8 protein-coding genes are annotated in these 12,698 nt (G+C 30.5%); all 8 read right to left on the bottom strand.

Annotation, left to right across the window (positions count from 1 at the left end):
* Positions 1–171: 171 nt before the first annotated feature.
* From ACQRC6_RS09200 to pheS, 8 genes are read right to left on the bottom strand one after another with little or no spacing between them, the layout of a single operon-like run.
* Positions 172–1,290, bottom strand: coding sequence for a tetratricopeptide repeat protein (locus tag ACQRC6_RS09200; RefSeq protein ID WP_427848653.1), 1,119 nt, complete (start codon positions 1,288–1,290; stop codon positions 172–174).
* Positions 1,290–2,063 carry a hypothetical protein gene (locus ACQRC6_RS09195; protein ID WP_427848652.1) on the bottom strand — a complete coding sequence of 258 codons (774 nt, stop codon included), beginning with the start codon at positions 2,061–2,063 and terminating at the stop codon, positions 1,290–1,292. The genes ACQRC6_RS09200 and ACQRC6_RS09195 overlap by 1 nt, the downstream gene beginning before the upstream one ends.
* Before the next feature lie 4 nt (positions 2,064–2,067).
* Entirely contained in the window at positions 2,068–3,777 is a 1,710-nt protein-coding gene (argS, locus tag ACQRC6_RS09190; RefSeq protein ID WP_427848651.1) for an arginine--tRNA ligase, read from the bottom strand.
* Positions 3,778–3,786: 9 nt separating this feature from the next.
* Positions 3,787–6,159 (bottom strand): endonuclease MutS2, encoded by a 2,373-nt coding sequence (locus ACQRC6_RS09185; RefSeq protein ID WP_427848650.1) that lies wholly within the window; start codon positions 6,157–6,159, stop codon positions 3,787–3,789.
* Positions 6,152–8,488 carry a DUF3656 domain-containing U32 family peptidase gene (locus ACQRC6_RS09180; protein ID WP_427848649.1) on the bottom strand — a complete coding sequence of 779 codons (2,337 nt, stop codon included), beginning with the start codon at positions 8,486–8,488 and terminating at the stop codon, positions 6,152–6,154. The genes ACQRC6_RS09185 and ACQRC6_RS09180 overlap by 8 nt, the downstream gene beginning before the upstream one ends.
* Entirely contained in the window at positions 8,475–9,026 is a 552-nt protein-coding gene (zapA, locus tag ACQRC6_RS09175) for a cell division protein ZapA (protein ID WP_427848648.1), read from the bottom strand. Before zapA ends, ACQRC6_RS09180 begins: the two co-directional genes overlap by 14 nt.
* A 10-nt stretch (positions 9,027–9,036) precedes the next feature.
* Positions 9,037–11,412, bottom strand: coding sequence for a phenylalanine--tRNA ligase subunit beta (gene pheT / locus ACQRC6_RS09170; protein ID WP_427848647.1), 2,376 nt, complete (start codon positions 11,410–11,412; stop codon positions 9,037–9,039).
* A 10-nt stretch (positions 11,413–11,422) separates the two neighbouring features.
* The gene (gene pheS, locus ACQRC6_RS09165) at positions 11,423–12,445 is read right to left on the bottom strand and encodes a phenylalanine--tRNA ligase subunit alpha (protein WP_293558558.1); all 1,023 of its coding nucleotides are present in this window, start codon (positions 12,443–12,445) and stop codon (positions 11,423–11,425) included.
* Positions 12,446–12,698 lie beyond the last annotated feature (253 nt).

Raw genomic sequence — 12,698 nt, 5'->3', positions numbered from 1 at the left:
TTATCTTCACACTATTTAATTATCATGTTTCTCGCTACCTTTTGAAGTAGCTTATTTATTATAACTTCTTAAAAAATCTTTGTCAAGCAAAATTTACAATTTTTTAAATTATTTTACTTTGTTTTTAAGAAGGTTGCCTCACGAGACAGCTTGTATAGTATACACTGGTTTTTATTTAGTGTCAATACCTTCTTTTAAATTTTTTATGAATTTTTCTAACTCCTTGTTTGGCTTTAATTTATTGGCTTTTTCTAGACATTCTATTCCCTTTTCACTTTCTTTTTTGTTCAAATATATTATCCCTAAATTATAATTTAGGGGATAACTATTTTCTATTTCTAAGAGTCCCATTTTTAAAACTTCTATTGCTTCATCAAATTTATTTTTCATTGCATAAAGTGTTGATAATAAATTTGTGTTTTCTTCTAATATTTTTTTATCAATAGATAGTCTTGCGTACTCTTCTGCTCTTTCAAAATCGCCTAAATTATAAAATATTATTGCTACTACATAGTAAAAGCTTTCGTCTTTATTAAAATTTTCTGAAATGTCATTTAATAAATTTAGTGCTTTGTTGTATTCGCCATAGGACAAGTAGGTTTTTGCAGAGTCAAAGTTTACATAGTCCCTAATTATTTCTATTTCTTTTCTAACTTCGTCTTTTAATTCTTCGTTATCCGACAAGTTTATAAATTTTTCAAAGTACATATTTGCTTTTATATACTTTTGTAGTGCTAGATTGATGTATGCAAGCCTATAATAAGCAAGGCTATATTTTTCATCTAAATTTAAAACTTCATTATACTTTTTTATGATTATATTTATTAGTTTTTCACTTTTTTCTGGTTCTTCTTGGTTTTTATTGTAAAATGATTCTAAAATATTTCCTTCTTTAAAAATTATGTCTGTGTCCTTTCCAATTAATTCTTCACAACCTTTTAAAAAGATGTAAGAATCCAATGGGTTTGTCTCTTGATTTATAAATGCTTTGTGCATTGCATAATTTTTTATATCCATATTTAATTCTTTTAACATTTCTTTATATTTTTTGCTGTACTTAAATTCAGGATCAATTCCCAAGAGATAGATCATCGCTTCTACAATTTTTTCTAAATTTATCTCTTCTTCTAATTCTTTATCCTTTATTCCTTCTATAATATAGTCTAGTTTTATGGGTAAAGAGAAACCAACGGGAAGCTTTAATTCTCCCAGTTGGTATTCTTCTTTTAGTTCTATAAAGACTATATTTTTTAATTTTTTATTTATTTCTTCTCTAAAAAGATTTTCCATTAAAGTTCTCCCATGTAAGCCCTTTTTCTCCTAGTTGAACCCTTTAAAATTCTATACAAATTGCCTCTAAATACTGCATAAATTGCTGTTATTACACTTGCAAGTAGAATTTTTAAATTGTAAGGATCTAATGGTTTTAAATAATTAATTCCATTTACAAGATTTTCTCCAAGAGGAATATCTACTATGCTATTTGATGTAATCATTAGTGAAAAATCAAATCCAAATAAGTTAAGAATTACTAAATATATTAAATATGGAATTATCCAAAGCATTAAATTTTCTTTAATAAATTCAAAGGAATTAATGTATGCGCTTGTGTAATAATCTCCACTTATATAAATGGACTCTGCTATTGGATTTATCGCAATAACTATTGCAGCAGATATTAGTAAATAAATGCCTTGGTTACCTCCAAAAGCTGGAAGTAAAAAAGATATTATCATCAATATAAAATATATTGAGTAAATTGATGCAAAGTATGCCATAAAGGTGTTTTTAAAATTCCTAAAACTTATTCTGTTATAATAAATTAAATCACTTAATATTGAAAAGTAACTTGACAAAATCAAGGATGTAAATAGTGGAATTATAAAACCCATTAGTCCACCAATAACTTGTGCTAGTAAATTTCCAATTAAAAAGAATCCTATTCCATAAATAATTCCATACATAAATGGAAGTATTAAGATTATTGGCGAGGCTTTTATTTTTACAAATGTATCTTTAATTGCCTTTGTGTAAACTAATTTTAAATCTTCAAAAAAACTCATTTAATCACATCTTTTCTGGTGCTTTTATTCCAAGAAGATATAGTCCTGTTGCTATTACATTTTTAACTGTGTAGCAAAGTAAAAGTCTTGTGTTTTTTAATCTTTCATCATCAACTAAAATTTGTGTCTGGTTATAAAATTTGTTGAAGTTCTTTGCGAGTTCAACTGTGTATCTTGTTATAAAGTAAGGTTCGCATTTTTCACAGGCGTCTTCTACTATATTTGTGAAATTGTAAAGACTTCTAATTATATTTATTTCACTTTCTTCCCTTAGAAGATTTGCGTCTATTTCATTATTTATGTCGAAATTGCCCTTCTTTAATAATGAGCAAATCCTAGCGTGAACATATTGTACATAAGGGCCTGTTTCACCTTCAAAAGATAAAGTTTTGTCCCAATTAAATGTGTAATCTTTAATTCTTCCATTGAATAATTCTTGGAATTTAATTGCACCTATTCCAACTGTTTGTGCAAGTTCTTCTTTATTTTCCATTTTTTGATTTTGTTCTTTTTCTCTATCATTTAAAATTTCACGAACTTTGTCTGTGGCTTTATTTAAAACATCTTCAAGATAAACTACCTTACCTCTCCTTGTGGAAAGTGTTCCATCTTCAAGGGAAACCATTCCAAAAGGAACGTGAATTATCTCGTCATACCAATCGAATCCTGCCTTTTTTAGTGCGGCTTTAAGCTGTTTGAAGTGAAGACTTTGTTGACTTCCAACTACATATATATTTTTGTAAGGTTTGTAATTTTCGTGTCTATATTTTGCCGCTGCTAAATCTCTTGTAAAATAAATTGTTGTTCCATCGCTTTTTACAACTATTGCTGGTGGTAGATTAAATTCATCTAAATTAATAACTTCAGCACCTTCTGATTCTTCAAGCACATTTCTTTCGCGCAATTCTTCTATTAATGCAGGCATTTTGTCTGAATAAAAGGATTCACCATTGTAAGAATCAAATTGAATGTCGAGCATATCATAAACTCTGTTAAATTCTTTAAGGGAAACTTCTTTAAACCATTTCCAAATTTCTACAGCTTCTTTGTTTCCATTTTCAAGTTCCTTAAACCAATATCTACATTCATCTTTAACTTCTTGGTCTTCTTCACAAACTGCATTTACTTTTACATATAATTTTAAAAGTTCGTTAATCGGATCCTTTTCAATTGCTTCCTTGCTTCCCCATGTTTTGTATGCGTAAATTAACATCCCAAATTGAGTTCCATAATCGCCTAAGTGATTTATGGCAATAGTATTAAACCCTAAGAATTTATAAATTCTCTTTAGCGAATCGCCTATTACAGTAGATCTAATGTGACCGATGTGAAAAGGCTTGGCAATATTTGTAGAGGAATATTCCACAACTACATTTTTATTTTCTCCGTAATTTTCCTTGCCAAAGTCCTCCCTTTTTTCAACACTTTCCTTTAAAATTTCTCCAGTTAAAATACTTTTGTTAATATAAAAGTTTAAGTAAGCATTTTTGTTTTCAATCTTTTCAAAATATTTTGAATTAATTTCTGCTGCAAGTTCTTCTGCAATCACAGCAGGGTTTTTTCTGTAAATTTTTGCCAAACTAAAAACTGGGAAAGCAAAGTCGCCAAGCTCATAATTTGGTGGCACTTCTATCATTTTGTCAATTTCCTTTGGCTCTAAACTTTCAACTTTTTCATCAAGTATTTTTATTATTTCTTCTCTAAAATTTATCATCTTGACTCCTTATTTTAATGTTACCACAGTGACTCCGTCGCCACCTTCATTGTACTCTGCATCTTTAAAAGATTTGACAGTCTTTATATTTCTAAAATGTCCTCGCAACTTTTGTCTAAGGACACCTGTGCCCTTTCCATGAATTATTCTAACTGATTTTAATCCAGAAAGATAGGCATCATCTAAATATTTATCCACAATATCTCGTGCGTCTTCAAAATTTTTGCCTCTAATGTCTATTTCACTACTAATATTTGATGCTTTGTTTTTAAGTATTTTTCTAGTATTGTGCTTAGTAGTATCTTCTTGCACATCTATTCTCGTTAAACTTTCCTTAGGCATTTTCATTTTCATAATGCCAGACTGAACTAATACATTTCCTTTGTTATCAGGAAGTTCAACTACTGTGGCTATATTCCCGAGAGATGTCCTAACTTTATCGCCAACTTTTATCTCTCTAATAGGGTTGGCTGCTTTTTTTATTTCGATTTCAGAATTATTTCTAGAATTTTTTAAGCTTTCACGCAAAAGATCTTGTGCTTCTTGAATTCTCTTTGAATTTTCAGAACTAATATTGTCTCTAACTTCATTTATTTCAGATAAAATTATATCTACATTTTCTTTTGCATTTAGAAGCAGTCTTTTTGCTTCTTCGCGAGATTTTTCCAAGATTTTTTCTTTTTGATCCTCTAAACTTTTAATCTTAGACTGTAATCTTTTGTTTTCCTTTTCTAAGTCGGTTCTTTCTCTCTCAAGTTCTTCCTTATATTCTCTTATTTTAGTTCTGTCTTCGTCAATTGACTGCAAGACGCTTTCAAATTCAATATTCTCTGAACTTAAAAGTTTTTTTGATTTATCTATAATTTCATCTGGAAGTCCAAGTCTTCGTGAAATTTCAAAGGCATTAGACTTGCCCGGAACGCCGATTAAAAGTCTATAAGTTGGAGAAAGACTATCAACATCAAACTCCATACTCGCATTTGCAACACCCTTTGTTGTAAGTGCATAGACCTTTAACTGATTGTAGTGAGTTGTGGAGATACATCTAATATTTTTCTCTAGCATAAATTCCATTATTGCTCTAGCAAGTGCCGCACCCTCTGTTGGATCAGTTCCTGCACCTAATTCGTCAAATAAGACAAGAGAATTTCTCGTCACATTTTTTAAAATATAAACAATGTTTACCATGTGAGATGAAAAAGTTGATAACGACTGCTCAATTGACTGTTCGTCTCCAATATCTGCAAAAACTTTTTCAAAAACTGCAATTTCAGAGGATTCTTCTGCTGGAATTAGAAGTCCATACTGCGTCATAAGTGAAAGAAGTCCAACTGTCTTTAAGCTTACAGTCTTACCTCCAGTGTTAGGTCCTGTAATAATTAGCGAAGAAAAATCAATCCCGAGATTTATGTCAATAGGAACTGCAGTTTTCCTATCTAAGAAAGGATGGTAAGCACTTACTAAATTAATTCTTCCTTCGTTGTTTATCTTTGGCATATTTGCCCGATAATTTATGGCAAGTTTTGCCTTTGAAAAAATAAAATCTAACTCAATCAATTTGTCTTGATTAGATTTAATATCTTCGGCAGATTTTGCAACTAATTCTGATAATTCTCTAAGTATTTTTTCAATTTCAATATTTTCTTTTACATAAAGTTCTTTAAGTTCATTGTTTGCATCAACAACTGCCATTGGTTCAATGTATGCAGTTTGACCACTGCCAGATATATCGTGAACCAGACCTTTTACTCTAGATTTATTCTCAATTTTTACTGGTACAACGTATCTTCCATCGCGAAGAGTAACAAGAGAGTCTTGTAAAAAATCCGCGTGGGAGCTTAAAATTCCATTTAATTTATTTTTTATAGAATCCTTTTTTGCTGCAATACCTCTTCTAATTCTAAGCAATTCACGAGAAGCATCGTCGGCAATTTCTTCTTCAGAAATAATTTTTGAATTTATTTCATCTTCAAGACTTTTCTCTGTATATAAATCTTCGATTAATTTGTCGATGTAATTTAACTTTATCTCTTCATCACTATTGGAATCCTTCTTAAGATAAGTCTTTAATCCCCTCGACACTCTTAAAAAGTCAGAAACTTTTAAAAGTGCATCAGCAGAAAGAGCACCACCAATTTCAACACGCTTAATAATATCTTTTATGTTTACAATGCCAAAAAGCTGAGGTTCTCCCTTTGCTAAAGTTAATTTAAGAGCCTCGTTAGTTTCGTTAAGCCTTTCCTTTACCTCTTTAAAATCCGTAGAAATTTCCACGCTTTCGATATATTCATTTGTAATACTTGCACTAGCAAGTTTTTTAAGTTCACCTAAAACTTTGTCAAACTCCAAAGTTTTTGATGCTTTATTAAAAGAATTATCCACTGACAATCCCCCTGTTTATATGTCCCTTAGTTACTTGTCGGTACTTGTCTTCTAGTTCCTTTTTTATCCTTTTAAAATTTTCTTCTTCATAGTTTTTATAAAGTTCAACTACTTCATCTGTAAATTCATCTGCCAAGAGGAGCAAACTTACATTGTTTTCAACGAGTTTTTTTACATAACCATCTAACAAAATTGGATAAGAATTAAAAATTTCTGTAAAAGTATTCTGTCTTAATACTTCAAAATCCACTGATTTCTCGTCCCTCAATAAATAATTTTTAAATTTACAGCTTGGACAATTTCTCTCATCAACGCAATTTTTTATAACTGAGAAGGGACAGTGTTTCATCGTCATAACTGGCACTCGTCCGTAAGAAATCACATTTATCTCAGCATCTGAATTTATGATAATTTTTTGAATTTGTCCACTATTTAATTCTGGAGATAGTGTAATTGAATTAAAACCCAAATTCTTAAAAAAGTCTAATGAAAGTTTGTTAAATACATTTAGTCCAATATCTCCATTTATTTTTATGCCGTCGTCCTTAAAGATATAGTATTCAGAGAGATTATTTATCCAAATACCCTTTACATTCTCGTTTTTTAAAACATATTCTCTCAAACTTTCAAGCTCGTCGTAAGAATAAAATTTATCGAGATATATTGAAACTTCTTTATTATATTTTTCACTAAATTTTTTGAGATCTTTTGCTCTAATTATTATCTCGTCAATATTTTTCAAATTAGACTTTTCCAAATCCTTAAACTTGTTGAAGAAAACTTTAATTTTACTTTTTTTATACTTATTTTCTATTTTTTTGTTTTCTAAATTGCATTTTACTTCAACTCTATCCACAGAATCTTTTAAAACTTTACTTTCCAAAATTCCAATTGCTTCTCTTCGAAGTTCATTAATGGCAGAAATTGAAAGAAAAGCATTTTCGTCTAAGTCCATAGAAATGTTTTTCACTTTGAAAATGCTGTCGCCAGTCTTTGAAATATTTTCTACTACTCTTTCTCTATTAAGCCCAGATTTTTTTGCAATTTCAACAATTTTATCTAGCTCATAAAATGCCCTGTAATCTCCTGAGATAACTTTAATAGTTGGCTTTTCGCCAATTTTTATTTTTAAATTCACATCTAAATTTCTTTTGTAATCAAAACTTTCAATTTTTTCGTCGACTTTTTCATATAATTTTTTTGAGTAAGTTCTATTTATTTTTGAATTTAAAATTGGTTTTTTTAATAAACTTATTTCATGAGGAATTTTAGCGGGATAAAATATTGCAGATCTCATTCCAAATCTTCCGCCATTTGACAAAAATTCAATTCCGTCCCCTTGGTAAATGTCTTCGTCAAAAATAACTTTTGCCGAATTTTTTGTTACCTCAATTACTTTTCCGACTTCCACACCTCTGTTGTCAGGTCTATCTGATGAAATAAAATTATTTCCAAAGTCGCCATTAAAAAGTCCCTTGGTAAATCCTCTATTAAAAACTTGTTTTGTGTCCTTTTTGTCCTCTAAAGTTAACTTGTCCTCCAAGGATTTTTTGTATGATGAAACAACAGTGTAAACATACTCTGGATTTTTCATCCTACCTTCGATTTTTAGTGAATATCCACCAGATTTTATAATTTTTGCAACATCATCTAGCGTGTTTAGATCCTTTGGCGAAATATAATAAAGTCTTTTGCCAATTTTATTTTCATTAAAATCTAAAATTTCATAGGATTTTCTGCAAGCCTGAGCACATTCTCCGCGATTGCCAGATTTCCCGCCAATCATAGATGACATTAAACATTCGCCTGAATAACAAACGCAAAGTGCTCCATGGATAAAAGTTTCAACATCTATGTCTAAGGTTTTTATTTTTTCAAGCTCAAAAATTGGAGTTTCTCGAGCAAGTACAACTCTTGAAAATCCCATGTTCTTTAAAAATTTTGCACCATAAAAGTTGTTTATAGCCATTTGTGTTGATGCGTGAACTTCAAAATCTGGAAAATTTTTGCGTATTTCACTTGCAATACCAATATCTTGTAAAATTAACGCGTCTACACCAATCTCGTATAACATCTTCACGCTTTCCATAGCTCTTTTTACTTCAAAATCTGCAATTAAAATGTTAAAAGTAACATAAATTTTCACATTTCTAAGATGAGCGTAGTTTATTGCTTCAATTAATTCTTCTTTGTTAAAATTTTTTGCCTTTGCCCTTGCGGAAAATTCATCATAACCCAAATAAACAGCATTAGCACCTGCCGATACAGCTGCCTTGAGACAAGCCATATCACCAGCAGGTGCTAGTAATTCATATTTATTTTTCTTCATAAAGATTTTCCAATTCTCTTGTTAAATCAATTATTCTTCTCGATGCACTGTTGTTTTTTTCTTCTAATGCGGAAATATTTTCTTCAAGTTTTTTTATCTCTTCTTTTAAATCTGTTATTTCTTTGTTTTTTTCAAGAAGATCTCTATTTATCTTTCTATTTCTGTCCTCTACATCAAGAGATTTCTGTTGAAGTTCTCTAAAATTTTTATTAACCTTTTTGTTTTCTTCTTCAAAAATTAAAAGTTGTTTTTTTAAATCTTTAATTTCTTCCATTTTTTCGATGATTTCTCTCTTGTCATCATCCACATTTGCCAAATCCATCTTGTCAGACTTCATCTTTTCCAAATCATCTAAAACATTTAAGGCACAGAGCACAAGAGTCTGCACTTGATTTAATTTGTAATTACTTCTCGCAGTTTCTTTGATTTTTTCGTCAAGCTCTGCTGCAAGGTCCTTAATGTACTTTTCGCTGTCACTTCCCATGACAATAAATTTCATATCGTCAATTGTAACTTCGATTCTTTTTGCATCGGACATAATAGCCTCCTTAGGATCTTAATTTAGCTTTAATTTCACTTTCAATCTCAGCAACTATTTTTTCACAAATTTCTGTAACTTCGCTGTCTTCTAAAGTTCTATCTGCTGCTCTAAATACAAGTGAAAAAGCCACAGACTTCTTTCCATCTTCTATATTTTCGCCTTCATAAATATCAAATACTTTAAAGGATACCAAGAGATCTTTACCATACTTTCTTGAAATCTTTTCAAGTTCAACTGAATCTACATCTCTATCCATTACAAAAGCAAAATCTCTCTTCATAGTTGGATACTTTGGAAGTTCTTTGTAAGTGTAATTGTCAATTGTGTTTTCAACAATTTTATCGAAATCAAGTTCAGCAACATAGGCTTTTTTCTTTAAGCCATAATTTTCAAGGACTTTTGGATGAACTTCTCCAAATACTCCAAGGCTTTCTCCCTTTAAAATAAATTCAGCACTTCTTCCTGGATGTAAGAAGCTTACTTCTTTTCTTTTAACTTCAAGTTCATTTATTCCAAGATACCATAAAATCTTTTCAATGGATTCCTTTAAGTAATAAAAATCTCCTAAATCATAAAATCCCATTGTAAGTTTTAATTTTTCAGATGGAAGTTCATCATCTGTTGGGAAAAATGTATTTCCAATTTCAAATCCACCAACATTTTCATTTCCTCTGGCATAATTTTTAGCAAGAGCATCAATCATTGAAGGTACAATAGTAGTCCTCATAATTGAATAATCTTCTCCAAGTGGATTTAAAATTTTTATAATATTCTTTTCATCTTCATCATAATTTGATTTTTCATAAGAAGATGGACTAACAAAGGAATATGTCATAAACTCAGAATATCCAAGACCAATTAAAAGATTTTTAATTCTATCTTCCACATTTCTAAATCTAGGCTTTCTTCCAACGGTTAGTGTTCCTCTTAGTTTTTGAGGTGTAACATTGTGGTAACCGTAAATTCTTGCAATTTCTTCTATTAAATCTTCTTCAATTCCAAGGTCAAGTCTTATGCTCGGTATTTTTGCAATTAAATAGTCATCTTTAACATCAGTTTCAATTTCAAGTCTATTTAATATACTAGAAATTTCATCCATGCTAAAATCTACGCCAATTAAATCATTGACCTTTTCTTTTCTAAGCTTTATTTCCCTTTCTTCTTTTGAAAAAGAGCCAACATCTTTACTTCCTCCAACAACTTCAGCAATTCCTAACATTTCTGCAAGTTCACAAACTCTGTCAACAGCAGTTTTTGCAAGATTTACATCAATTCCTTTTTCAAATCTTGAGGAAGCTTCACTTCTCAAATTAAGTCTTCTCGAAGTCTTTCTAATATTTTCTTTATTAAAGTTTGCACCTTCTAAAAGCACATTTACAGTTTTTTCTGTGATTTCAGAATCGAGACCACCCATTACTCCAGCAAGACCAATAATTTCACTTCCATCAGTAATTAAAACATCATCGCTAGTAAGTTTTCTAGTTTCGCCATCAAGTGTTACAGTTTCTTCACCATCTTTTGCCATTCTTACTACAATTTTTTTGTTTTTTAATGTATCTAAGTCAAAGGCATGTAGAGGTTGACCGTATTCTAGCATTACAAAATTTGTCAAGTCAACAATATTTGAAATTGGTCTAACTCCTGCTTGCATAAGATATGCTTGTATCCATAGTGGAGATGGTCCAATCTTTATATTTTTAAGAATTTTTGAATAATATCTCTTACAATTTTCAGTTTCAATAACTATGTCATCGAAGTTATCAGAAAAATCTCCAACTTCATTCTTTATTTTTATATCATTATGTTTAGTTTTTAGATCAAAGGATGCAGCAGTTTCCACAGCCATTCCCATGATACTCAAACAATCCGGTCTATTTGGTGTGATTTCAAGTTCAAGAATTTCATTATCCATAAAAAGAGTTTCCAAAGCAGATTTTCCAATTTCAGTACCTTCAGGAAAAATAAAAATTCCATTTCTCGCTTCCTTAGGTATAACTGAATTTTCAAAACCAAGTTCTTCTAGTGAACAAAGCATTCCATTGGATTCAACTCCTCTAAGTTCTCCCTTTTTAATTTTAACTCCACCAGCAACAGTTGCACCATGAAGTGCAACGGGAACTATTGCATCTTCAAAAACATTTGGTGCGCCAGTTACAATTTGTAAAACTTCGTCGCCAACATTTACAGTGCAAATAACAAGCTTATCTGCATCTGGGTGCTTTTCAATTTTTTCAATTTCTCCAACTACAATTTTATCTAAACCTTGTGATGGAATGATAATTGATTCAACGTGAGAACCAGAATTGGAAAGTCCATCTGCAAGTTTTTTTACATCAAAATCGAAATCAACATAATCTTTAAGCCATTTAATCGGTAATAACATCTCTATCTCCTTAAAATTGTTCCAAGAACTTCTTGTTGTTTTCAAACATCATTCTAATATCTGTGATTTTATATCTAACCATTGCAATTCTGTCAATTCCCATACCAAAGGCAAAACCAGAATATTTTTCAGGATCAATTCCACAATTTCTAAGAACATTAGGGTGAACCATACCGCATCCCAAAAGTTCCATGCTCCATCCAGTATAATTGCAAGCCTTGCAACCCTTGCCTCCACAGCTTGGACAAGTAGTGTCAACTTCAAGACTTGGCTCAGTAAATGGGAAATAATGAGGTCTAAATCTAGTCTTCATATCTTCGCCAAAAAAAGACTTAACAAAATAATTTAAAGTGTCAATTAAATTTGCCACAGAAATTTTTTCATCAACAACAAGACCTTCAAGTTGATGAAACATTGGTGAGTGAGTAGCATCAACTTCGTCAGATCTAAAAACCCTACCAGAACATATCATGCGAATTGGAGCGCCATGTTCCTTCATTGCCCTTATTTGAACAGGAGATGTTTGCGATCTAAGAATTGTATTTTTGTCAAAATAAAAAGTATCAGACATATCCCTTGAAGGATGATCTTTAGGAGCATTTAAAAGATCAAAATTGTTTTCCACTGTTTCGATTTCAGGACCATCGTAAACAGTAAAACCCATATGAGTAAATAAATCTTCAAGATCCTCAAGAGTTTTCTTTAGTGGATGTCTATGTCCCAATAAAATATCATCAGTTTTTAAAGTGACATCAATCCTCTCATCGTGAAGTTTCTTTTTCAAAATTCTGTCATTAATTTCAGCTTTCTTTTCTTCGATTGACTTTTCTATTTCTTCACGCACTTCATTGGCAAGAGCCCCCATAACAGGTCTTTCTTCCTTTGAAAGGTCTTTCATTCCCTTTAAAATTTGAGTAAGTTCGCCCTTTTTGCCTAAGTATTTAACTTTAAGTTCATCTATCTCTTTAATTGTGTTAACTTCATTTAAAAGTTTCATGGATTCATCTTTGATTCCAAGTAATTTTTCTTTCATGTTGACCTCCAATTCATAATATATAATTATATCATAGTTATAAAATTTTTTTAAGAAGAATGCTTTATACGCTTCCTTCGCAAAATAAAATCTTTTAAGAGTTATTATACTCTGTGCAATAAATTCATTTTAATAAAACTATAATGCGCATTACCACCTATTTATAAATAATCACAATTAGTATGTACTTATAAAAATAAATCCTATTTTAATCCTTCCTTATAAAAATCGTGGGGACTTTTTGCGGGATTTG

It is taken from the genome of Peptoniphilus sp. SGI.035 (genome assembly GCF_050315115.1).
In the GTDB taxonomy this organism is placed as follows: domain Bacteria; phylum Bacillota; class Clostridia; order Tissierellales; family Peptoniphilaceae; genus Peptoniphilus_A.
Note: the sequence above shows the minus strand (reverse complement) of the source record. Positions and strands in the feature narration are given on the sequence as shown.

Coding starts and splice junctions, on each gene's coding strand:
- zapA (WP_427848648.1), bottom strand. CDS start 9,026: ATGTCCGATGCAAAAAGAATCGAAGTTACAATTGACGATATGAAATTT.
- ACQRC6_RS09195 (WP_427848652.1), bottom strand. CDS start 2,063: ATGAGTTTTTTTGAAGATTTAAAATTAGTTTACACAAAGGCAATTAAA.
- pheS (WP_293558558.1), bottom strand. CDS start 12,445: ATGAAAGAAAAATTACTTGGAATCAAAGATGAATCCATGAAACTTTTA.
- argS (WP_427848651.1), bottom strand. CDS start 3,777: ATGATAAATTTTAGAGAAGAAATAATAAAAATACTTGATGAAAAAGTT.
- ACQRC6_RS09180 (WP_427848649.1), bottom strand. CDS start 8,488: ATGAAGAAAAATAAATATGAATTACTAGCACCTGCTGGTGATATGGCT.
- ACQRC6_RS09200 (WP_427848653.1), bottom strand. CDS start 1,290: ATGGAAAATCTTTTTAGAGAAGAAATAAATAAAAAATTAAAAAATATA.
- pheT (WP_427848647.1), bottom strand. CDS start 11,412: ATGTTATTACCGATTAAATGGCTTAAAGATTATGTTGATTTCGATTTT.